General features: G+C 35.6%; 19 protein-coding genes. 10 read left to right on the top strand and 9 right to left on the bottom strand.

Features of this window, described 5'->3' with window-relative positions:
- Positions 1-185: 185 nt before the first annotated feature.
- Together INR75_RS17350 and INR75_RS17345 are read right to left on the bottom strand one after the other, a co-directional pair.
- Positions 186-1,529, bottom strand: a complete 1,344-nt coding sequence (locus tag INR75_RS17350) for a DEAD/DEAH box helicase (RefSeq protein ID WP_223089790.1) — start codon at positions 1,527-1,529, stop codon at positions 186-188.
- A 107-nt stretch (positions 1,530-1,636) separates the two neighbouring features.
- Positions 1,637-2,509 (bottom strand): aldose 1-epimerase family protein, encoded by an 873-nt coding sequence (locus INR75_RS17345; protein WP_223089789.1) that lies wholly within the window; start codon positions 2,507-2,509, stop codon positions 1,637-1,639.
- Between the two features lie 165 nt (positions 2,510-2,674).
- On the opposite strand from INR75_RS17345, the gene INR75_RS17340 reads away from it, so the two are divergent.
- A complete protein-coding gene (locus INR75_RS17340; protein ID WP_092542011.1) occupies positions 2,675-3,211 on the top strand; it encodes an NADPH-dependent FMN reductase in 537 nt (178 codons plus the stop codon).
- Between the two features lie 2 nt (positions 3,212-3,213).
- The gene (locus INR75_RS17335; RefSeq protein WP_223089788.1) at positions 3,214-4,518 is read left to right on the top strand and encodes an anthranilate synthase component I family protein; all 1,305 of its coding nucleotides are present in this window, start codon (positions 3,214-3,216) and stop codon (positions 4,516-4,518) included.
- A 6-nt stretch (positions 4,519-4,524) separates the two neighbouring features.
- Here the strand turns inward: INR75_RS17335 and INR75_RS17330 are convergent, their stop codons facing one another.
- Positions 4,525-4,824: a HigA family addiction module antitoxin gene (locus INR75_RS17330; RefSeq protein WP_223089787.1), complete on the bottom strand. Its 300-nt coding sequence runs from the start codon at positions 4,822-4,824 to the stop codon at positions 4,525-4,527.
- A gap of 10 nt (positions 4,825-4,834) precedes the next feature.
- Positions 4,835-5,116 (bottom strand): type II toxin-antitoxin system RelE/ParE family toxin, encoded by a 282-nt coding sequence (locus INR75_RS17325; RefSeq protein WP_223089786.1) that lies wholly within the window; start codon positions 5,114-5,116, stop codon positions 4,835-4,837.
- Between the two features lie 197 nt (positions 5,117-5,313).
- On the opposite strand from INR75_RS17325, the gene tilS reads away from it, so the two are divergent.
- The 6 genes from tilS to INR75_RS17295 all read left to right on the top strand — a co-directional run bounded on the left by tilS (position 5,314) and on the right by INR75_RS17295 (position 15,300).
- The gene (gene tilS, locus INR75_RS17320; protein WP_223089785.1) at positions 5,314-6,627 is read left to right on the top strand and encodes a tRNA lysidine(34) synthetase TilS; all 1,314 of its coding nucleotides are present in this window, start codon (positions 5,314-5,316) and stop codon (positions 6,625-6,627) included.
- Positions 6,624-8,645: a thioredoxin family protein gene (locus INR75_RS17315; protein ID WP_223089784.1), complete on the top strand. Its 2,022-nt coding sequence runs from the start codon at positions 6,624-6,626 to the stop codon at positions 8,643-8,645. The genes tilS and INR75_RS17315 overlap by 4 nt, the downstream gene beginning before the upstream one ends.
- Positions 8,646-8,708: 63 nt before the next feature.
- The gene (locus INR75_RS17310) at positions 8,709-10,562 is read left to right on the top strand and encodes a CocE/NonD family hydrolase (protein WP_223089783.1); all 1,854 of its coding nucleotides are present in this window, start codon (positions 8,709-8,711) and stop codon (positions 10,560-10,562) included.
- A gap of 6 nt (positions 10,563-10,568) precedes the next feature.
- On the top strand, positions 10,569-12,389 hold the full coding sequence (locus INR75_RS17305; RefSeq protein WP_223089782.1) for a DUF885 family protein: 1,821 nt from the start codon (positions 10,569-10,571) through the stop codon (positions 12,387-12,389).
- A gap of 54 nt (positions 12,390-12,443) precedes the next feature.
- The gene (locus INR75_RS17300) at positions 12,444-13,436 is read left to right on the top strand and encodes an aldose epimerase family protein (protein ID WP_370629860.1); all 993 of its coding nucleotides are present in this window, start codon (positions 12,444-12,446) and stop codon (positions 13,434-13,436) included.
- A gap of 181 nt (positions 13,437-13,617) precedes the next feature.
- Entirely contained in the window at positions 13,618-15,300 is a 1,683-nt protein-coding gene (locus INR75_RS17295) for a sodium/solute symporter (protein ID WP_223089780.1), read from the top strand.
- A gap of 81 nt (positions 15,301-15,381) precedes the next feature.
- Here the strand turns inward: INR75_RS17295 and INR75_RS17290 are convergent, their stop codons facing one another.
- Complete coding sequence (locus INR75_RS17290) at positions 15,382-16,422, bottom strand: UDP-glucose--hexose-1-phosphate uridylyltransferase (protein ID WP_223089779.1); 1,041 nt, start codon at positions 16,420-16,422, stop codon at positions 15,382-15,384.
- 23 nt (positions 16,423-16,445) lie between these two features.
- The gene (gene galK / locus INR75_RS17285; RefSeq protein ID WP_223089778.1) at positions 16,446-17,609 is read right to left on the bottom strand and encodes a galactokinase; all 1,164 of its coding nucleotides are present in this window, start codon (positions 17,607-17,609) and stop codon (positions 16,446-16,448) included.
- A 124-nt stretch (positions 17,610-17,733) separates the two neighbouring features.
- Between galK and INR75_RS17280 the strand changes: the two genes are divergently transcribed.
- Both INR75_RS17280 and INR75_RS17275 read left to right on the top strand, forming a co-directional pair.
- Complete coding sequence (locus tag INR75_RS17280; RefSeq protein WP_092542031.1) at positions 17,734-18,438, top strand: NUDIX domain-containing protein; 705 nt, start codon at positions 17,734-17,736, stop codon at positions 18,436-18,438.
- A gap of 102 nt (positions 18,439-18,540) precedes the next feature.
- Entirely contained in the window at positions 18,541-19,428 is an 888-nt protein-coding gene (locus INR75_RS17275; protein WP_255584579.1) for a hydroxypyruvate isomerase family protein, read from the top strand.
- Positions 19,429-19,485: 57 nt separating this feature from the next.
- On the opposite strand, the gene INR75_RS17270 is transcribed toward INR75_RS17275, so the two are convergent.
- The 3 genes from INR75_RS17270 to INR75_RS17260 all read right to left on the bottom strand — a co-directional run bounded on the left by INR75_RS17270 (position 19,486) and on the right by INR75_RS17260 (position 24,441).
- Positions 19,486-20,358, bottom strand: a complete 873-nt coding sequence (locus INR75_RS17270) for a sterol desaturase family protein (protein ID WP_092542339.1) — start codon at positions 20,356-20,358, stop codon at positions 19,486-19,488.
- A gap of 196 nt (positions 20,359-20,554) precedes the next feature.
- Positions 20,555-21,655, bottom strand: coding sequence for a hypothetical protein (locus tag INR75_RS17265; RefSeq protein ID WP_223089777.1), 1,101 nt, complete (start codon positions 21,653-21,655; stop codon positions 20,555-20,557).
- Between the two features lie 233 nt (positions 21,656-21,888).
- Positions 21,889-24,441: an adenosylcobalamin-dependent ribonucleoside-diphosphate reductase gene (locus tag INR75_RS17260; protein ID WP_223089776.1), complete on the bottom strand. Its 2,553-nt coding sequence runs from the start codon at positions 24,439-24,441 to the stop codon at positions 21,889-21,891.
- Positions 24,442-24,617 lie beyond the last annotated feature (176 nt).

The raw sequence follows: 24,617 nt of genomic DNA, 5'->3' as shown, positions 1-24,617 counted from the left end.
AGGTTAATCCTAATTTTAAAGATTATGGCAAAAGCAAAGTCACCAGCTAAAAATTCGGTTAAAAAAGAAGCGGTTTTAAGCTTAAAAGAGAAGCGAGCTGCAAAGGCGGCTAAGAAATTGAACAGAAGCTAAAGTTTTAAACTTAGATTGAATAAAAAAAGGAGCTATTTTGCTCCTTTTTTCCTTTATTTTTTACGCCTACGATTGGCATTTTTATCGCCTCGTGTTTTTGGCTTTTTATATTTCTTAGCAATTTCTCTACGATAAGAACCACCAAGATTTACCTTTTTATTCTTTTCTTTTTTCTCGTGAAAAGCAGGGCCAGCTTCTTCGGTCAATTTGCTAGGATTATTAATTTCTATGGCTCTTGGACGCTCTTCAGGAATTAATTCATTTGAGATCTTAACTTCTTCAGGAATTTCCATTTTTGGAACTTCCATTTTCATCAATTCCTCGATGGCTTTTAGATAATCCAGTTCTTTTTCAGTAGTAAAAAGAATAGAATGTCCTTTTTTCTCAGCACGTCCTGTTCGCCCAATTCTATGCATATAATTTTCAGGATAATTTGGCGTATCAAAGTTAATAACGTGCGAAACAGCATTAAGATCTAAACCACGCGCCATCACATCTGTAGCGATCATAATTCGGGTTAAACCTTCATCAAAATCTTCAACGTTTTTTAATCGGTAATTCTGACTTTTACCTGTATGCACTAAACTGACTTCCCCTGGAAATTTTTTACCTAAACTTTCAAATAATCGATCGGCAATACGCTTATCTGAAATAAAAATAAGCATCTTTTTAAAGGTTTCTTTATCACTGAAAAGATGCTTTAAAAGATTCGCTTTTGTATTGAAATTAGGCAAAATATAGCCTTGTTGCTCGATATTATCTAACGGAGTACCACTCACTGCGATCGAAATTTTCTCTGGAGCTTTAAAATTCTCGTCGATCATTTGCTCAACAACCTCGGTCATTGTTGCAGAAAACATAATACTTTGCCTATTTGGTGGTAGCAATTCGATAATATTATGCACCTGAAATTTAAAACCAAGATCCAGCATCACATCAACTTCATCGATCACAAATTTCTGAATCGATTTTAGCTGAATGGCACGTCTTAAAACAAGATCGTAAAGTCTTCTTGGTGTAGCAACAACGACATCTAAACCACGTTGTAATTCTTGTTGCTGTGTATTTATATTTACACCACCATAAATCCCGGCTACTCTTAAATTAATGTATTTAGCAAGTTTGTCGATTTCCTCGGTAACCTGCACAACCAGTTCCCTTGTTGGAACCATGATCAAAATACGTGGATTTTTTTGCGTAGAATATTTTAGCATCCTAAGCAAGGGTAATAAATAGGCAAAAGTTTTACCGGTACCGGTTTGGGCGATCCCCACAACATCTTTTCCAGACATCACAGGTGCAAATGCCTGTTCCTGGATTGGTGTTGGTTTTTGGAAGCCCATATCTTCCAGCGCATTGCGTAAAGGTGTATTTAAATTAAGATCTTGAAAACTCACAACGGGAGGTTTAATTTTTTGCAAAGGTAGGCTATGATTCTCAAAGAATTACTTTTAAATCTATAATTTGTTTGAGAATCGATGTTTTAGTCTACTTATTTTAAAAATTATGCTATTGTAATGGTGTAAGTTGCACTGTAATCTTTGCCAGTCTCTAGTTCAATAATTCCTTCTTTGGTTTTAAAGTTTTGATCTGTACCTTCTACATCAGCAATTCCCAGCCAGGGTTCAATACAAACATAAGGCGCACCAGGTTTTGCCCAAACTCCCAGATTTTTAAAATCATCGTAAGAAACGCTTAATATCGATCCATGATTTTTACTTTTTAAGCTTACATTTTTTGAAGTTATATTTTTAAAAATTAAAGCGTCATTATTAAAAAGATCTTTGGTAAGCTGTATTCTATCTGAATTTTCAATGATCGTTTTGGTATTATCACTTACTAAGCCGCTTTCTCCTAAAAGGTAAGTTTCTAGAGTGAGATCTTGATCGAATTCCAGATAATAATCTTCATAAGTTTCGCCTTCAAAAAGTGGCGCATTAAAGGCTGGATGCCCGCCGATCTGAAAATAAATAGACTTTGTATCCAGATTTTTTACAAGGTGATTTACTTCAACAGACTTATCTTTTAAGGTGAAACTAAGCTCGAATTCAAATTCAAATGGATAGATTTTACGTAATTCTTCGTTACTTTTTATACTGAAGGTAATCGAAGTTTCCGTTTGGTTTTTTACTTCAAGATTTTCATTGTGGCGTATAAATCCGTGTCTTGGCATATCGTAAAATTTACCTTCATATTTTATCTGATTGCCTTTTAAAGCGCCAATTACAGGAAATAAGTTTGGTGCGTGGCTTCCCCAAATTTCAGGATCTGCCTGCCACATATATTCTTTATTATTTTCAAGGTTTTTTATACTGCATAATTCGGCTCCGTTATGCTGAATTCCTATTTCTAACTGGTCGTTCTTTAAAATATACATCGTGATTTATTTTCGTCTGATTTTATTCAGTATAAAGATAACATCTCTTCCATTTTTTTCAGCATTTTAAAAATATAAAGATTTCTTATGTTTTCGATAGAATGTTTCTTTGAGAAACAATTGCTCTAAACCTCGGAAAATCTTAGTTTTGCATAAAAATTTATAATGAAAAATATATTAGGATTTGCAGGATCTAACAGTAGTTCATCAATAAATGTCCAATTGCTGAACGACCTGATGAATCGTTTACCTTCAGATTATAACAGGAAAGATATTAATGTTTTAGATTACGATCTTCCGTTTTATGGCGAGGACGTAGAAAAAGAACAGGGAATTCCTGAAAACGCTGAAAAATTTGCTAAAGAAATCGAACAATATGATGCTTTAATTATCACGATTAATGAGCATAATGGGAGTTTATCTGCATATTTTAAAAACCTGATCGATTGGACTTCACGTTATAAACACCAGTTTTTAGCCGGTAAAAAAATATTTTTGGCAGCGGCTTCTCCTGGACAGGGTGGTGCAGCAGCTTCTTTAAAATACGCAAAAACAGCGTTCACCATTTTTGGAGGTGAAGTAGTGGAGACCCTTAGTTTCCCTAGTTTTTACGATAATTTTGAAAACGGAATTGTAGTAAATCCTGAATTAGAAAAAGAAATTGATTCAAAATTAAATACTTTTGCACAACAAACTTCTTAAGTGTGCGGAGTAACAAGATTTTTGAACTTTCTAATGTAAATTTATTTAAGCAAAAATTGCTAAGCTGGGCTTCTGGTTTTAGAGAAGTTGTTTGGCTGGATAGTAACGAGTATCCAGATAAATACCGGCAATACGATGCAATTTTAGCAGTAGAAGCTTTTACGGCTATCAAAACCGATGCTGTAGAAGCTTTTGATAAATTAAAGGAATATCAGGAAACTACGGCCGATTGGATTTTGGGATATCTATCCTACGATCTTAAAAATGATACCGAAAATCTAAAGAGTAAAAATTACGACGGACTCGATTTTCCGGAACTTTATTTCTTTCAGCCTCAAAAATTGTTTTTGCTGAAAGGGAATCAGCTTGAAGTGCAATATTTACGTGTAGTTGATGATGAAATAGATCTGGATTTTATAGAGATCAACGATATTGTAATTCCTGAAAAAACAGCTCAAAAACCTCAAAAATCGACTCTAATACAATCCCGACTTTCTAAAGAAGAATATCTTCAGAAAATCGGAAATATGTTGAAGCATATTCATCGTGGGGATATTTACGAAGCTAATTTTTGTCAGGAATTTTATGCTGAAAACGTCGATTTAGAGCCTTTGCAGGTTTTTAATGCGCTTAATACGATTTCTAATCCGCCTTTTGCCAGTTTTGTAAAGCTCGAAAACTACCACGCGATGTGCGCGTCACCAGAACGTTATATTCAGAAGATAGGAAATAAAGTGGTTTCTCAACCTATAAAAGGAACTGCAGCTAGACATGCCAATCCAAAAATTGATGCTGAAAATGTCCAAAATCTCACCGAAGATCTAAAGGAGCGTTCTGAAAATATAATGATCGCAGATCTGGTAAGAAATGATCTTTCCAGGACCGCAAAAAAAGGAAGCGTAAAAGTTGAAGAATTATGCGAGGTGTATTCTTTTAAGCAGGTACACCAGTTAATTTCAACAATTTCAGCAGAGCTTCAGGACGATATTGCCGCCGTTGATGTGTTAGAAAGTACGTTCCCTATGGGAAGTATGACGGGTGCTCCAAAAATTTCAGCAATGAAAATTATCGAAGATTTGGAAGAAACCAAACGTGGCTTGTACAGTGGTGCGATTGGCTATTTTACACCGGCAGCAGATTTCGATTTTAACGTGGTAATTCGAAGTATTCTTTATAATTTAGAAAATAAATATGCATCATTCTCGGTTGGAGGAGCAATTACCGCCCAATCCAAACCAGATAAGGAATACGAAGAGTGCATGGTGAAAGCAAGGGCGATGCGAAAGGTTTTGGAAGAGAATGTTTAGCAAGGTTTATGCTGCACTGTTCTCAAGAGGTTTAATATTATTAAATTCTTGATCTTTCAGATTTTTTTCTTCTTCTAAATCATAGTCGTCCTGTAGTCCTAACCAGAATTTGGCAGAAGTTCCAAAGAATTTAGAAAAACGTAATGCAGTATCTGCAGTAATTCTTCTTTTACGATTAATAATCTCGCTAATTCTTGTTTGCGGAATAAAGGTTTCTTTAGAAAGTCTATAAGCAGTGATTTCTAAAGGATCTAGAAACTCTTCCTTTAATATTTCACCTGGATGTATATTATTTAATTTGTTCATTTTTTCGATTTTAGTGATAATCAATAATATTTACTTCAAAAGCATTGTCATTATTCCATTTAAAAATCACTCTCCATTGCTTGTTAATTCTAATACTATAAAATCCTTCTAAATTTCCGCTTAGTTTTTCCAAATGATTCGCAGGTGGAATTCTTAAATCATTTATAGTTTGAGCATTATTAATCATTCTTAATTTTCTTCGCGTAACATTTTGAATTTTTGGAGGGAGTTTTTTGGAAGGTATTCCAATCCAAATTTTCTCTGCTTCTTTATCTGTAAACGATTTAATCAAAAATATTCTGCATTACGTTACTAACGTCAAAGATAAGTATTTTTTTTGAATTTTAAATTAAGAATTTAGGCGTAAGCTTAAGAATATTAAATAGGAAAAACTTTTTTTAATGCCTAATGAGGGATTAAGCCAATCTTGGGCTCAAAAACAGCAAACTTTAAAATTGTAGCTTATCGAATTTTGTATCTTTGATTTTTATGGAAAAAGCCTTTAAAAATCATATAAAATCGAGCTTCCCAAATTTGGTGAATGCCAAGTTGATCCTTGCAGTAAGTGGTGGTGTAGATAGTATGGTTTTGATGCATCTTTGTAAAAAGGCAAAATTAGATGTTGCTGTTGCCCACTGTAATTTTAATCTAAGAAATAACGAAAGTGATGGTGACGAGGAGTTTGTGGTAAGGGCAGCACAAAATCTTGGGATAAAAGTCCATATTCAGCATTTTAATACCACTTCTTTTGCTGAAGATCACAAGCTTTCTATACAAATGGCAGCCAGGGAACTACGTTATCGATGGTTTGAAGAATTACGAATCGCTGAAGCTGCTGATTATGTTTTGGTAGCGCACCATGCCAATGATTCTTTAGAAACTTTTCTTATTAATTTTGTGAGAAGTACCGGGCCAGAAGGTCTAGCGGGAATCAAAGCTGAAAATGATAAAATTTTACGTCCATTATTAAAATTTAGTCGGGAAGAAATTGAAAATTTCGCCCGTGAAAATCAAATTTTGTGGCGAGAAGATAGCAGCAATGCTTCTACAAAATACCTTCGGAATAAAATAAGGCATCAGGTAATTCCGCTTTTTGAAAAAATGAATCCAAATTTTTTAGATGGCTTTAAAAACACTCAGGAATACCTGCGCCAGCAACTGGATCTAGTTGAAGATTATACCGAGCTGATCTATAAAAAAGCAGTCAAAAAAGTCGATTTTGGATATTCTTTCGATGTACTTTTTTTGCAGCGTTTACCACATACCAAGGCCGTTTTATATCAACTTTTAAAAACATTTGGTTTTACCGAGTGGAACGATGTTTACAATTTGCTGGATGCCCAATCTGGTAAAATGGTTTTTTCGAATACTCATCGACTGGTAAAAGATCGTGATGAGCTTATTTTAACCAGAATAGATCAGTCCCATTTAAAAGAAACCTACGAAATTGCTGAAAATGAGGAGAATTTTATGCTTCCCAATGCAGCTTTTAGTTTCCATAAGGTTTCAGCAATTCAGGAAACCAATCGGCATATAATTTATGTAAATGCTAATAAGCTGGAATATCCTTTAAAACTGCGACGCTGGCAGGAAGGGGATAGCTTTCATCCATTCGGTATGAAAGGTCGAAAGAAAGTAAGCGACTTTTTTAAGGACAATAAATTATCTTTGCCGCAAAAAGAAAATACCTGGCTAATGACCTCTGGCGATAAGATCGTCTGGATCGTTAACTGGCGTGCAGATAATCGATTTGCGATAACATCCGAAAATCAACCCATATTAAAAATCACATTTCATCAATGAAAAAATTTATAGCATTAAGCTTATTATTTCTTTCTTTATTACCCATAAAAGCCCAGGTTTTCGATCCAACAATGACTGGCGGAGGCGGACAGTTTGAAAACCCGGTGACCTGGGAAGCTTCTTTCGAAAAAGAGAATGACAGTATTTATATTATTAAAATTAAAGCCGAATTGGAGGGAAAATGGCATCTGTACTCTCAAAAGGAAGTAGAAATGGATATCGCTCCAATCCCAACACAGTTCACTTTTAATGCTGAAGAAGGAGGTTACGAGCTTATTGGAGAAACTTTAGAGCCGGAAGTTGAGCCGGTTTATGATGAGGTTTTTGAAGCTGATATTACTTACTTTGAAGAGGAAGCTGAATTTACTCAGAAAATAAAAGTTACAAATCCTGAAGATACACAGGTTATTGCTGAAGTATATTATTCTGTTTGTGATGATAAGCAATGTTTACCGCCGGAAACCGAACGTTTTACTATTTCTCTGGGAAGTAACGAAGTTACACAGGGATTTACAGATTTAACTGTAGAAGAAGAGGATCAAAGCTTAGCACAGCAATTAGATATTAAAGTCCAGGGATGGGAAGGTTACGAAACAGAGGAAGAAGAATCTTCATTTTTAAGCATTTTCTTTTTAGGATTTATAGGTGGTTTAATCGCTTTGCTAACGCCATGTGTTTTCCCAATGATTCCGCTTACAGTATCTTTCTTTACCAAAGGAGCACAAACACGCTCTAAAGGCGTTACTAATGCCATATTGTATGGTTTCTTTATCTTTTTAATTTACCTGCTTTTAAGTTTACCATTTCATTTACTGGATAGTGTAAACCCAGAGTTGCTGAATAATATTTCAACCAACGTTACGCTAAACGTGATATTTTTTGTGATATTCATCGTTTTTGCCTTCTCTTTTTTCGGGTATTACGAAATTACTTTACCAAGTTCCTGGGGAAATAAACTCGATGATAAAGCCAGCAGTATTGGCGGTATTATCGGTATTTTCTTTATGGCGATCACGTTAGCAATTGTTTCCTTTTCATGTACAGGGCCAATTTTAGGATCCCTGCTAGGAGGTTCTTTAAGTAGTGATGGGGGCGCAACTTTGCTTTCCATCGGGATGGGTGGTTTTGGTTTAGCCTTAGCTTTACCATTTGCATTATTTGCGTTATTCCCAAACTGGTTAAATTCATTGCCAAAAAGTGGTGGATGGTTAAATTCAGTGAAAGTTGTATTGGGTTTTATAGAACTGGCTTTAGCCTTTAAATTTTTATCGAATGCAGATCTTGTAGATCACTGGGGACTTTTAAAAAGAGAGGTTTTCTTAGGAATTTGGATCGTTTTGGGTATTGGATTAACCTTATATCTTTTCGGTTTAATTCGTTTTCCGCATGATGGCCCAAAACAAAAGATCAGCAAAGCAAGATTTGGTCTTGGAATCATAAGTCTGCTATTTGTTCTTTATTTAATTCCGGGGCTTACCAATACTTCGTATTCAAATTTAAAATTACTTAGTGGTTTCCCACCACCAAGTTTTTATAGCTTGTACGATAAAGATACCAGCGGCCCAATGGGATTAGAAAGTTATCATGATTTTGAAGAAGGTGTGGCTGCAGCAAAAGAACAGGGGAAACCTATAATTATAGATTTTACGGGTTGGGCTTGTGTAAATTGTCGTAAAATGGAAGAACAAGTATGGACAGATCCTAAAGTGTACAACCTTCTTAAAAACGATTATATTTTGGTATCACTTTATGTAGATGATAAAGAAGAATTGCCAGAAGATAAACAGTTTAATTATGAGCGCCCAGACGGTAGCATTAAGAAAATTAAGACGATTGGAGATAAATGGGCGACCTTCCAAACCTTAAATTTTAAAAATAATTCACAGCCGTTTTATGTGCTTTTAGATAGTGATTTTAATCTGCTAAATGAGCCAACTGGTTATACGCCAAAAGCTTCAGAATATATTAACTGGTTAGAAAGCGGACTTCAGAAAAAAGGGGAGCTCGCTAAAAATTAAAAATCCTTTACGATTCGCGGTGTAATTTCTATCTTTAGGGATTAAAAACACAATTCCTGAATAATGAAATTACACCAACGGTCATTATTTTATACATTTTTACTATTTGTAGTATTTCAGGTTGCTGCTCAATCTGGCAGTGATTATAATGTAAAAGATCATTACACCAAAACTGAAGTTGATATCCCAATGCGGGATGGTACTAAACTTCACACCACAATTTATTCCCCAAAAGATACTTCTAAAAAGTATCCTATAATCATGCAAAGAACGCCTTACAGCTCCAGACCTTATGGAGAAGGGCAAATGCGTTCTATGATTGGTCCTAACCAATATCTTATGCAACAAGGTAATATTATCGTTTACCAGGATGTGCGTGGACGTTGGATGAGTGAAGGAAAGTATGATAATATGCGTGCTTATATCCCGAATAAAAAAGGAGAGCAGTTTGACGAAGCCAGCGATACTTACGATACTATAGATTGGCTGGTAAAAAACGTAGATAACAATAACGGAAATGTTGGGATGTGGGGAATTTCATATCCTGGATTCTATTCTGTCTATTCTTTAGTAGATTCTCATAAAGCCTTGAAAGCGGTGTCTCCGCAGGCGGGAATTTCAGATTTCTTTTTTGATGATTTTCATCACAATGGTGCTTATCTGTTAAGTTACTGGAGAGCAACAGCTCTTTTTGGATATCAAAAAGACGCGCCTACGACAAAGAGTTGGTACGAATTGCCAGGCCTTGGTACGCAAGATCAATATCAGTTCTTTTTAGATCATACACCACTTAGTTCTTTAGACGAATATTATAAAGAAGATAATGAGTTTTGGCAACAACTAAAAGATCATCCTAATTATGACGAATTTTGGGAATCCAGAGGTATTATTCAGCATTTAGATGATGTAAAGCCTGCGGTAATGATCGTTGGTGGATTGTTTGATGCTGAAGATCTTTACGGCCCTTTTAATGAATATAAGAAGATCGAAGAAACCAGGAACACTTATAATATTTTGGTTTATGGGCCATGGAGCCATGGAGACTGGGCTAGAGAAGGCGGAAGACAATCTGTTGGAAATGTATATTTTGAAGATAGTCTTTCTACAAGATATCAGCAGGATTACGAGACAAAATTCTTCAACCATTTCTTAAAGCAAAACGGTAAAGGTTCTTTAGATCTTGCTGAAGCACATATTTACGATACCGGGAAAAGAGAATGGACAGATTACGAGCAATGGCCTCCAAAAAATACAGTTGCTAAAACATTCTATTTGGGAGACGATCAAGAGCTTACTACAGCCGCTACAGATACAAAACAAGAGTTTGTAAGTGATCCAGAAAAGCCAGTTTCGTATAATAACGAAATTAAAACTGTTTTTACGCCACGTGAATACATGACGGGTGACCAACGTTTTGCTGCAAGACGTCCAGATGTTTTAGTGTATGAAACTGAAGTTTTAGATGAAGATCTTAGTGTGGTAGGTGAAATCGAAGCCATGCTTAAAGTTGCAACTACAGGAACTGCGGCAGATTGGGTAGTAAAAGTGATCGATGTGTATCCACCAGATGCCGAGAATTACCCTGAAACTATGGATCATTTAAAAATGAGTAATTACCACATGATGGTGCGTAGTGAGGTGATGAGAGGTCGTTTTAGAAATGATTTTTCTAAACCAGAACCGTTTGAGCCTAACACTAAAACCGATGTAAATATTACCTTGCAAGGGGTAAACCATACGTTTAAGAAAGGGCACAAGATGCAAATCCAGATTCAGAGTACTTGGTTTCCTTTAATCGACCTTAATCCACAAACTTATGTGGACAATATATTTAAAGCTGAAAAAGAAGATTTTCAGAAACAAACACATACCGTATTTGGTGATTCAGCCATAAAATTTTCGGTATTGAAAAAATAATTCGTCATGCTGAAGAATCTTAGAAATTTAGGCGTTTTTCTTACAATTTTAGCTTTTGCTTCTTGTAAAAATCAACAGGGAGAGAGTTATTCTGAAGCTGAAATTACTAAAGCCTCAGAAGAACTTAACCAATATTTTGAAGAGCAATTCGAGGTAGATGTTCAGGAATCACCTATGATGCAAACCCAACTTGGTAGAAAAACCAATTATGGGCAATGGGACGATTTTTCTCATTTACGTCATGCAGATGAGTTGAAAGAGGCAAGAAAGCGAAAAGAATATCTTGAAAATATAGATCCAAATTCGCTAAATAAAGAAACAAATCTAAGTTATCAGTTATATAAAAGACAGATCGATAACGAAATTGAAGATTATGATTATCGATTTTACGATTATCCGGTAAACCAGATGTTTGGTTACCATTCTAGTTTACCGGCTTTTTTGATCAATAACCACAGAATCGATTCTGTTGCAGATGCAAAAGCATACATATCAAGATTAAAAGGGTTTTCAAAAGCTTTTGAACAGGTAATAGGCGGAATTAAAATTAGAGAGCAAAACGGGATTATCCCTCCAAAATTTGTTTTTGCAAAGGTACTTGAAGATAGCCAAAATATCATTAAAGGAAAACCTTTTGAGAAGTCTGAAAATGCCAGTACACTGTTGGCCGATTTTAAGGAGAAGATTGATAAACTTGAAATCGATGAAGATCAAAAAGTGAAATTAATTAGTGAAGCTGAACAGGCACTGGTAGAATACGTTAAACCAGCTTATCTGTGGTTAATAAAGTTATTGGAAACACAACAAAAACGAGCAACATCTGATGATGGAGCGTGGAAGTTTCCTAATGGTGATAAATTCTACGAGCTTGCATTAAAGCGCACGACCACAACTAATATGACTGCGCAAGAAATCCATGAATACGGACTTAGTGAAGTCACCCGAATTCATGGTGAAATGGAAAAGATCATGAAAGAGGTCGAATTTGAAGGTTCGCTGCAGGATTTTTTCGATTTTATGCGAAATGACGAGCAATTTTACTACGAAAATACTCCCAAAGCCAAAGAGCAATATTTAACTGATGCCAAGGGGATAATCGATGAAATGCGAGGCAGTCTTGATGAATTATTTTTAACCAAACCAAAAGCAAAGATCAAAGTAAAAGCAGTCGAAGCTTTTCGTGAAAAAAGTGCAGGTAAGGCATTTTATCAGCAACCGGCGCCAGATGGTTCTCGTCCAGGTATTTTTTACGTGAATCTTTATGATATGAAGGCGATGCCAACCTATCAATTAGAGGCTTTAGCTTATCACGAAGGAATTCCCGGGCATCATATGCAAATTGCAATTGCGCAGGAACTAAAAGATATTCCGCAGTTTAGAAAATTTGGCGGTTACGGCGCTTATGTAGAAGGATGGGGATTATATAGCGAATATTTACCAAAAGAAATTGGTTTTTATAAAGATTCCTATGCCGATTTTGGACGTTTAGCGATGGAATTATGGCGGGCTTGTCGGTTAGTTGTAGATACCGGGATTCATCATAAAAAATGGAGTAGAGAAGAGGGTATCGAATTTTACAAAAAGAACACTCCAAATGCCGAGAGTGACTGTGTAAAAATGGTAGAACGACATATAGTGATGCCAGGACAGGCTACGGCATATAAAATAGGAATGAAAAAGATTTTGGATCTACGGGAAAAAGCCAAAAGTGCTTTAGGTGAAGATTTTAATATCAAAGAATTTCATGATGCAGTTTTGCTGGATGGCGCACTACCTTTAGATGTTTTGGAATCCAAAATAGATAATTGGATCGAAGAAAATAAATAAGCTTAAAAAATCGTCCTGTGATCTAAACAGGACGATTTTTTTATCATAAATAATATGGGATTGGAAAATAATACAGAATTAAAAACCGTAAAACTGGTAAATAGAGCCAGTACAGAGGTTATTATCGTAAATTTTGGTGCCGCAATTGGTAGTATAAAATTATACGATAAAAATCAGAAAATGGTAAATGTAATGGTCTCTCCAAAGATTGAAGATTTACCATCACCGCTAAATAAAACGCATAACCAGTGTTTTGGTGCTTCAATTGGAAGGTATGCCGGTAGAATTGCTGAAGGTAAATTTCAGTTAGAAGACAAAGAATATAGTCTTCATCAGGAAAACGGAGTTCATTTACATGGGGGAGAGAATGGATTTCAGTATAAATATTGGGAGATCGTAGAAGAAAAGCACGAGGAAAATCCTTCTGTTAAGTTGAAATATTTTAGTAAACATAACGAAGAAGGTTACCCTGGTAATCTGGAAGTTTTTGTGACTTATACTTTGAACGAAGACAACGATCTTATTATCGAATACGAAGCACAAACCGATAAAAAAACGGTTGTGAATTTAACGAATCACGCCTATTTTAATCTGAATGGTGAGGGAAGTGTAAGCGATCATTTTTTAAAGATCAATGCTGATAAGATCCTCGAGATCGATGAAAAGCAATTACCAACCGGAAATCTTAACAATCTACGTGGTCACGCAAAAGATTTTGGGAACAATCGCCTAATAGGGAATAGAAATCTGGACGATACTTTTGTATTGAACAGTGATGGGGACGAACTGGGAGCACAACTTTTTGCACCGCTAACCGGTATAAAATTAGATATGTCTACCAATCAACCTGCGGTAGTGGTTTATGCGCCAGAATCTTTACCAGACGATCTGGATTATCAAACCAGAATATCTGAATTTCCTTCTATTTGTTTTGAAGGACAAAACTTCCCCGATGCGCCCAACTTCAGGAATTTCCCGAATAGCGTTTTAGAGCCAGGAGAAGATTATTATAACAGAATTAGTTTTAAATTCAGTGTGAAAAAATAGTACTTTTGACTATAAGCGTAAATTTTACGTTTATAAATTAAAAAAGTAATATCTTTAGCGAAATATTGTGAAAATTTTATTTCATTTGGGACACGGTGCATTTTTCTAAAGCTAGAAAGCTACATCGATTTATTTTCAACTTTTGAGATTTTCTTAAAAATACATTCTAAACTTATTTTATATGGAATTTGAATTATTAGACGTGATAGTATTCGTCGCCTACGCGTTACTTATAATCGGGGTAGGATTATGGGTTTCTCGAGGAAAAGGGGATACTTCAGAAGATTACTTCCTGGCCAGTAAATCTTTGCCGTGGTGGGCAATTGGGGCCTCTTTAATTGCAGCAAATATTTCAGCAGAGCAATTTATCGGGATGTCTGGTTCTGGTTTTGCATTAGGATTAGCAATTGCATCTTACGAATGGATGGCTGCGATCACTTTAATTGTTGTGGGTAAATTTTTCTTACCCATTTTTATTGAAAAGAAACTTTATACCATTCCAGAGTTTATTGAGGTTCGTTATAGTAAGAACTTAAAAACGATCTTAGCGGTTTTTTGGATCTGTTTATTCATTTTTGTTAATCTTACTTCTGTACTTTATTTAGGAGCTACTGCGCTAGATACCATTATTGGTGGTGGTGATGGTGCTATCTTTATGGAATGTATCATTGGTCTTGCTTTGTTCGCAGCGGCATATTCTCTTTATGGTGGTTTATCTGCGGTTGCTTGGACAGATGTTGTGCAGGTAGTACTTTTAGTTATTGGTGGTTTAATTACAACTTATATCGCTTTAGAACACGTTTCTAGTGATGGAAACATCTTTACAGGAATGTCTGAAGTCTTTGAGCAGGTACCAGAAAAATTCTCGATGATCCTAGATCAGGGAGAAATTATTACTCCAAATGGTAAAGATGCTTGGTGGGATCTACCGGGAATCGCCGTTTTAGTTGGTGGTCTTTGGGTTGCTAACCTTTATTACTGGGGCTTTAACCAGTATATTATTCAAAGAACACTTGCTGCTAAGAGTTTAAAAGAATCTCAGCGTGGTATTGTGCTTGCAGGATTTTTAAAGATATTAATTCCGCTTATTACAGTAATTCCCGGAATAATCGCTTTCGTGATGAATACCGATGCTAGCGGACTAATTAGCGAAGGTGTAACCAGTGCATCATTCTTTGGTGAAAACGGAAGAATTATAAATGATAACGCAGCACCATGGCTAATTAAAGAATTTGTACCGGCAGGTCTTAAAGGACTTGTTTTAGCCGCTCTTGCAGCAGCTATCGTATCTTCTTTAGCTTCGATGCTAAACTCTACGGCTACCATCTTCACAATGGATATTTATAAGCCTTTCTTCCAGGAGAAGGCAGGAACTTCAGAAAAAGGATTGGTAAATGTTGGTAGGGTAACTGCAACTATCGCTTTGATCATTGCAATTATTTTAGCGCCGCAATTAAAGAGTTTAGGACAGGTTTTTCAGTATATTCAGGAGTATACAGGTGTTGTTAGCCCAGGGATCTTAGCGGTATTTATGTTAGGTTTATTTTGGAGAAAAACGACAAATAACGCTGCAATTTGGGGAGTATTAGTATCTATTCCAATTGCTTTATATTTCAAGATAGGACCAAATGGCTGGATCGATTCTCCATTCTTTATAACCTGGCCATTTATGCATCAAATGATGGCGACCTGGATTTTAACGATGATCATTATGGTTATCATTACCTATCTTGAAACCGGTGGTAAAATTCAGGAGAAATCCATTACACTTAGTAAAGATCTTTTCAAAACAGGACCAATTTTTAATATTGGTAGTTTTGCGATCATTTTAATTGTTGCAATGCTTTACGCCATGTTCTGGTAGAAATCAAACAAAATACATACAAAACAAAAATCCCGAAGCATGACACTTCGGGATTTTTTATTGGTTGGTTAGGTGGAAAAATTATTGCTTTAGATAATGAATATCGCTTAAGTTTTGTAAAGTTTTTGCAGCTTGCTCTGCAGTAATATCACGTTGTGGGCCGGCAAACATTTCGTAACCTACCATAAATTTTTTTACGGTAGCCGAACGTAAAAGCGGTGGATAAAAACTCATGTGCCAATGCCATTCAGGATAATCGGATCCATCGGTTGGAATTTGGTGAATTCCGCTTGAATATGGGAACGAGGTTTCAAACAGGTTATCGTATTTTATGGTCAGTTTTTTAAGAATTTCAGCAAAAGCTTTTTCTTCTTCCTGGTTTAACTGTCCAATATGCTGTTGATGTTTTTTTGGAGCGATCATAATCTCATAAGGCCAAACTGCCCAGTAAGGAACTAACGCAACAAAGTATTCATTTTCAACAATAATACGCTCTTTAGCTTCTAATTCCTGTTTTATGTAATCCCCAAGTAAGCTGCTTTGATTCTTATCCCAATATTCTTTAAAATGCTTCGATTTTTTTTCAATCTCTGTTGGAATAGACATTTGTGACCAAATTTGTCCATGTGGATGCGGATTACTACAGCCCATAATGGCGCCTTTATTTTCAAAGATCTGAACGTAATTAATGTTGTCCTGGCTACCTAATTCGGCGTATTCTTTTTTCCAGGTTTTCACAACTTTGGTAATATCTTCTTTTTCCATAAGAGGAAGGGTAAGCGAGTGATCTGGAGAAAAGCACACCACTTTACAAATACCAACTTCGGTTTCGGCTTTCATTAATCCGTTTTCCTGAGTTGCCACAGGGCTATCAATTAAAAGCGCAGAGAAGTCGTTTATAAAAGTATAAGGTTCTTTATAATCTGGGTTTTTATCACCGGTACTTCTTGTATTTCCCGGGCATAAATAACAGCTGGGATCGTAAGTTTCTTTTTTAGGCGTGGTATCTTTCTCGGTTTTTCCCTGCCATGGTCGCTTTGTACGATGCGGAGAACAAAGAATCCATTCACCGGTTAGAATATTATATCTTCTATGAGGGATCGAATTAATATCGTGACTCATTTTTATCGTTTTCTAATTAGTAATTATAATTTTTCTACGATTGTTCCTTCACTTGGTGAAACAGCAATAGTATCTAATTTTATATTGAATTTTTTGAAGTAAGCTTCAGCAGCTTCAACAACATATTCGTCGATCTTATCAGCTTCAATTAAATTAATGGTACAGCCGCCAAAACCACCACCCATCATTCGGGAACCATAGATGTAATCTTTATCTCTGGAAAATTCAACTAAAAAGTCGAGTTCCGGGCAACTAACTTCATAATTATGCTGAAGTCCGTCGTGAGATCCATACATTAATTCTCCAAATTCGTTAAGTTTTCCTGCTTTTATCGCAGTTGTGGCATTGATTACACGCTCGTTTTCCTCGATCACATAACGTGCTCTTTGGTACTGTTTTCCTTCTAACTGCGCTTTAAATTCTTCAAGCATTTCAAGATTTACGTCACGAAGACTTTTTACTTCAGGATATTTTTTCTGAATCACTTCAACAGCAGCTTCACATTCCTGTCTACGCGTATTATATTCGCTATCGGCAAGATTGTGAGAAACATTGGTATTCAGCAACAACAACTTACAGGATTTAAAATCTGCTGGAATATATTCAGCATGCAAACTTTCACAATCTAACAGAATAATATGATCCTGTTTGCTCATTACGGAAGCATATTGATCCATAATTCCGCATTTATTACCTACAAAATTATGTTCGGCTTTTTGCGATAGCTGAGTAATTTCAACTTTGCTTAAACCAAGATCAAATAGAGCATTTAGTCCTGAAGCAAAACCACATTCTAAGGCCGCAGAAGAGCTAATTCCTGCACCGGTAGAAAGGTCGCTTTTAATGATACAATCAAATCCTTTCAGCGATTTTCCTAAAACCTTGATTTCGTTAGTTACTCCTAAAACGTAGTTTTCCCAGGATTTTTCGCTTATCGATAAATTGTTATGATCAAATTCTAAATGCGCGTTATAGGTAGCGCTATAAATACGACAGGTACTATCTGTCCCGTTTTCTTTAAATTCGAAATAGATTTTTTTATCGATTGCGGTAGGCATCACAAAACCATTATTATAATCTGTATGCTCGCCAATAAGGTTTATTCTTCCGGGAGAAGCCACTTTAATGCTAGGCTTAAAATCTGTAAAAGCTTCCGGTAATTTTTGCGCGTTGGTTGAAGTACTCAATGTGCTTATTTTTAGTAAATTTATAGATCAAATATAATAAACGTAAAATTTACATTCATCTTTTTAATTGATTATTTTTTAACTATTTCCCTATATTTAACAGCAAACTGTATAAAATACACTTATGACGCCAGCTTTAAAAGATCTATACGTTCAAAAAGATAAAATGTATGTAGCAACCGACTGTATTATTTTTGGTTTTGATGCAGGGAAGTTAAAGCTACTCGCTTTTAAACGTAGGGTAGAACCATTTTTGGGAACCTGGTCTTTGATAGGAAGTTTTGTGCGAATGGAGGAAGATGTAAGTGTTGCTGCCAAACGTGTACTTACCGAAATTACAGGTTTAGACAATGTTTTTATGGAGCAACTTAAAGCTTATGGGCTGGCAGATCGTGATCCTGGCTATCGCTGTGTTTCAATCGCACAGTTTGCTTTGATAAGAATCGACGATTACGATAAAGAACTTACAGAAAAGCACGGTGCACATTGGTTTGATTTAGAAGAATTGCCAGAGCTGGTATTAGACCACAGCCAGATGGTAGAAGATGCGATGGCACGATTAAAGCGTAAAGCGAGATATCAACCTATAGGTTTTGAGCTTTTACCGGAAAAATTTACCATTCCGCAATTACAATCTTTATACGAAGCTATTTACCAAAAGAAACTGGACGATCGAAATTTCAGAAAAAAATTGATGACGCTGGGCTTATTGATCAAATTGAACGAAAAAGATAAAAGCTCTTCGAGAAGAGGCGCTTTTCTATATAAATTCGATTATGATAATTATCAAAAGCTGGTGAAATCTGGATATAACTTCGAGATTGCTTAAATTGAATCAATTTTATTTGATATATTATTAAAATTATAGGATTTAAAGTCGGTTTTTAATTTATAATGTATATTTTACGCTTATTAATAATTTCTGAAAAGGATGAGTAAAACAAATCGAAGATCTGCGATTAAGGCAATGGCAATGGGAGCTGGAGTTTTAGGTTTAAGCCCAATGATTGCATTGGAGGCTGAAGCAAAACCAACCAACCTAAATATGAAACGTTTAAAAAACAATATTAAACACTCTGCCTGTCGCTGGTGCTATCAAAATATTCCTTTAGAAGAATTTGCGAAAAATGCTGCGGAAATTGGATTAAAAGGAATCGATCTTTTAAAGCCTGAAGAATGGGAAACTGTTGAAAAATATGGACTCGAATGTTCTATGGCTACAGATACTTTTGCCAATATTGAAAATGGGTTTAACGAAGTTAAAAACCATAAGCATTTGCAGGAATCTTACATGCCTTTGATCGAAAAAGCTTCGAAACACGGAATAAAGAATGTGATCGTTTTTTCTGGTAATCGCCGCGAGATGGACGATGAAACCGGATTTAAAAATTGCGTAACAGGTTTAAAACCATTGCTGGAATATGCACAAGAACGTAATGTAAACCTTGTGATGGAGCTTTTAAACAGCAAAGTAGATCATCACGATTATATGTGCGATCATACAGATTGGGGTGTAGAGCTGGCCAAACGTACAGAAATGCCAAACTTTAAATTACTTTATGACGTGTACCATATGCAAATTATGGAAGGTGATGTAATTGCAACGATTCGCAAACATCATAAATACATAAACCATTATCATACAGGTGGCGTTCCCGGTAGAAATGAAATTAATGATTCGCAGGAATTGTTTTACCCGGCAATTATCAAAGCGGTAATAGAAACCGGTTTTGATGGTTATTTAGCGCAAGAGTTTATACCAACTTACGATGATCAATTGGCAGCCTTAAAAGAAGGTATTAAAATTTGCGATGTATAGTTGTAAAAAAAGAATCAAAAAACAACGAATCTCGCTATAAGGCGAGATTCTTTATTTTTAAGCATCTTTTTTACCGGGATTTTTTTCTAGTGAGCTTGGTGGCGCTACAAAGATCCATAAAGCCTTTTTTATACTTCCTGCGCGGCGCATATTTTTAAAAATATCTACCCAAACATGAAAAACATGCTTCACAGGATTAAAATGTTTTGGCTGGTCTATAATTCCGTAGATCGATTTTTCAGTCTCTGGCTCAAAAGTACCAAACATACGATCCCAGATTATAAAAGTTGAACCATAATTTTTATCCAGATAATTTTCATTTCTTCCGTGGTGAACGCGGTGATGCGATGGCGTCACAAAGAAGAAACTAAACCATTTTGGCATTCTGTCGATTAATTCAGTATGAATCCAGAACTGATATAAAACAGCAATTTGGTGGCAAATGAAAAATACAACAGGGTGGAAGCCTAAAAAACTAATCGGGATAAAAAAGATTACTTTTATCTGCTGTGTCCAAGACAATCTAAATGAGGTTGAAAGATTATATTTTTCTGAATTATGATGCGTAACATGCGTAGCCCAAAGAAAATTTACTTCATGCCCATATCGATGTGCCCAATATCTACAAAAATCTAGAACAACAAAACACAAGATCGAGGTAAACCAGTTCACAGGAATACTCCACGAAACCGAATTGTAAACCCATAACACCAATCCAAACATGATCGATTTGGTGACTAAACCTTGCAATATATAAACCAATCCTATGGTAAGGGAGGTCAAGAAGTCTTTCTTTTCGTAAAGATCTCTTTTTGTTTTCCAGCTGAAATAAAACTCTAAAAGTGCCAGCCCTATCATTATAGGAGCGGCATATAGAATTAAATCGGGAGCGCTGGAAATAACTTTATCTAATGTGATTTCCTTTTTCATGGGGTGGCGAATTTCTTTAATTTTAATTATAAAGTAATTAAACTCCCCATCCAAATCTTACTCGAGAAGATTTAAATTTTAACAGAAAACGGTTTTGTGAAAATGTAATTCAACAATAAACACTAAAAGTACCTTTTTCTCTATGCTTTTTGAACTGATAATCTATATTTCAATCCATGTTCTAATAAACCAATCATTATTTCAATAGCCTAAAATACCACGAAATTGCTATAGACAGATTTACCGAATATCCGCTAAGATCCTCGTAAAAATCGTTGCGAGAGACGAACAATCTCGACCTTATAGAAGTTTCAGTAATATTCCTTCTGCTTAAAAATACGTTTGGGATAGTGTTTAGTTTTTTGCGAATCTTATAGTCTACATTTAAACCCAATAAGAAATTATAATCGGTAATAATAAGATCACTATCTTCCCCATCGTAGTCATTTTCAGAAAACTCGGTTATGGCAAGACCTGCAAAAGGTGCGATCTTAAATTTTGAATTATCAACAATCGCGTACCCGTAAGAAAAATCTAATAAAGCAAGAGAGTAATCCAGGTCTTCTTCCCAGTAAGTTCTACCTGAGTATGCTTGATCGATATTCCCGCCAGATAAGATCATATTAACATATAATATTGAGTTTTTATAGGAAAAATCGAAACCAAAATTAAAGCCAATCGAATTATCAAAATGTTCTTTTATAGACTCATTTCTAAAACTATAGGCGGCACCTACGTGCAATCCCATTCCAAAATTTGCTTTTTCATATTTCGGGATGCTGTTATTTTCGTAGATCGTTAAACGGTCTTCAATATTTGCGGCCCACTCCTTAACGATTTCGGGATCTCTTCCGTTGCGACTTTGATTTTGAAAAATTTCAACTTCATTATTCAGCGCTTCATATTGATTCTGAAAAACGGTTTCAGCTGAAAAATAGGAGCCAAGGTGATCCAGATCATATTGTAATTTTCTTCGGTATAATTCTGCAATATTAAAAATGACCTGATTATACTGAAGATTTTGACTCGTCTTAAAATCAGGTTTTACCCAGGAAAGATTTTTATCTGAATAGCAAAAACTTTGCAATCTAAAGATCACGGTATCGTTTACTTTTTCTTTACTGGGGGTGTAACCAATAACATATTTTAATTCTGAAATTGAATTTTCAAAGGAAATTTCACGCTCTTTGAAGTCATCCCAGGTTAAATTCCCTTCGCTCCAGTCTTTTCTGGATTCCTGACTGTACACTCCTGCAAAAACCAAGCAAAAGAGAATACAAAAAAGTTTGTTTTTCATTGAAGTAGTAGGTTCATAAGAGCCTAAAAGTAATTTTGATTGATAAAAATTGAATTAAAATGGTTCACATGATATTTAAAAAATCGAATAAAAATAGATAATTGGATTGATAATTTTCGATAAAAAATTAATCTAAAACATCAAATTTAAGGTTGTTCGATTTGATATAAAATAAAAAGGCTGCCAATTGGCAGCCTTTCACTTAACACTTAAAATCTGTTATTGTTGAGTGATTATCCACATTTAGAAGATCCACAATCTTTACAGGTTAAACATCCTTCTTGGTAAATAAGATTAGATGAGTTACAGTTGGTACATTTTTCTTTTTTAGCAACGGTACCATCTGCGATAAAACGTTTTAAAGCTCTTGCAACTCCGTTTTTCCAGGTATTAATTGATTCTGAATCTAACTGAAGACTATTTACTAAGTTTACCACATTATCTATTGGCATCCCATGTCTAAGTGTACTTGAGATCAATTTCGCATAGTTCCAGAATTCAGGATTAAATTTGTGTGATAAACCTTCAATCGTAGTTTTATAGCCTCTTTTGTTTTTATACTGAAAATCGTAACGAGAAGTCCCGTCTTCATTTCGGTTTTTAATAATTAGGCCTTCATTAACCCAACGCGGGATAAGGATCCCGTCTTCATCATCAGAAAATCCGGTAAAGATCTCGTAAGGTCTACCATCGATCAATCCAATAAAAGCGATCCATTTATCTTTATTGTTTTGGAAACGTACAACATCTGCTTCTAAAACCTCTGGACGCTTAGTTGGGAAAACTCCAGATTCTTCTTTTTCTTCTTCTTTTTTCTCGTCGTTAGAGATTAAAACTCCAGAGCGCGATCCATCACGATAAACCGTTACACCTTTACAACCGGCTTGCCATGCTTCAAGATAAAGTTTACCTACAAGGTCTTCGCTTACATCATGTGGTAAGTTAATAGTCACACTAATCGAGTGATCTACCCATTTTTGTACTGCTCCCTGCATTCTTACTTTACTTAGCCAATCTACATCGTTGCTGGTAGCCTGATAATAAGGAGAAGATTTTACCAATTCATCTAACTCGGTATTCGAATAATTCTTATCTATATCGTGACCCTTTACCTTCATCCATTCTTTAAAACGATGATGGAAAACCACATATTCTTCCCAGCTATCGCCAACTTCGTCTACAAAGTCTACACGAACATCTTTATCGTTAGGGTTTACTTTTCTTCTACGTTTATAAACCGGTAAGAAAACAGGCTCTATACCAGAAGTTGTTTGCGTCATTAAACTGGTGGTTCCGGTAGGAGCAATGGTTAAAAGAGCGATGTTTCTACGGCCATATTCTAACATATCGTAGTATAATTTCTCATCGGCTTCCTTCAATCTTAGAATAAACGGATTCTCTTTTTCTCGATCTGAATCAAAAATAGAAAAAGCGCCTCTTTCTTTTGCAGTATCTACAGATGCACGATAAGCCGCAAGTGCAATATTCTTATGAATTTCAGTAGAAAATGCTACACCTTCTTCGCTTCCGTATCTAATTCCAAGTCCTGCAAGCATATCACCTTCAGCAGTGATTCCAATACCAGTTCTTCTTCCTTCTTGTGCTTTCTTTTTGATGTTTAGCCAAAGGTTTTTCTCAACTCCTTTTACTTCATCAGTTTCTGGATCTGCGTCGATCTTTTCGATAATTGCATCGATCTTTTCTAATTCAAGATCAATGATATCGTCCATAATTCGTTGTGCAGCGCTAATATGTTTTTTGAAAAGCTCGTAATTAAACTTCGCTTTATCTGTAAAAGGATCTTCAACGTAAGAGAATAAGTTGATGGCTAATAATCGACAAGAATCGTAAGGACAAAGCGGTATTTCACCACATGGATTGGTAGAAACTGTTTTGTAACCAAGATCTGCATAACAGTCTGGAACAGATTCGTTGATCACTGTATCCCAAAAAAGAATACCAGGTTCTGCCGATTTCCAGGCATTGTGAACGATTTTCTTCCAAAGCTTTTCTGCTTCAATTTCTTTGCTGAATTTAGGTTCACTACTAAAAACAGGATATTTTTGTGTATAAGCTGTTTTATTCTTTACAGCTCTCATAAAATCATCATCAATTCTTACCGAAACATTTGCCCCGGTAACTTTACCTTGCTCCATTTTAGCATCAATAAAGTCTTCTGAATCTGGGTGATTGATCGATACTGAAAGCATTAGTGCGCCACGACGACCATCCTGTGCAACTTCTCTGGTAGAGTTCGAATAACGCTCCATAAAAGGAACAATTCCAGTTGAGGTTAAAGCCGAATTTTTTACTGCAGAGCCTTTGGGTCTTATGTGTGATAGATCGTGACCAACACCACCACGACGTTTCATTAATTGTACTTGCTCCTGGTCGATCTTCATGATCCCACCATAAGAATCTGAACTACCATCGTTACCAATAACAAAACAGTTAGATAACGAAGCGATCTGGTAAGGATTTCCTATTCCAGCCATTGGGCTTCCCTGCGGTACGATGTATTTAAAATCTTTGATAAGATCGAAAACTTCATCCTCGGTCATTGGATTAGGATATCGCTGTTCTACACGAGCAATTTCTTTAGCAATTCTACGATGCATATCGTTAGGGGTTTGCTCGTAGATGTTACCATCTGAATCTTTTAAGGCATACTTATTTACCCAAACACGGGCAGCAAGGTCATCACCTTTAAAGTACTCTAAAGAAGCCTTAAAAGCTTCATCCTGAGTATAAGTTTTAGGAGCTTTAGGAGTTGTTTGTACAGGCATAAATCACGTCGATTAAAATTAGAAAAGTAAACTTTGGTAGGGTAAATGTAAATAAATTATTAAGACGTGAAATGTTATGTTTTTTGAAAGTTATCAATAAAAAGCTGTTAATAACTTAGTTTTCAGTTTTTTAATATTTTGTCAACAGTGTAAAGTTGACAAAAAATCAAAACTTT

This window comes from Zunongwangia sp. SCSIO 43204, from assembly GCF_019904275.1.
In the GTDB taxonomy this organism is placed as follows: domain Bacteria; phylum Bacteroidota; class Bacteroidia; order Flavobacteriales; family Flavobacteriaceae; genus Zunongwangia; species Zunongwangia mangrovi.
This window is presented reverse-complemented; position numbering and strand designations above follow the sequence as displayed.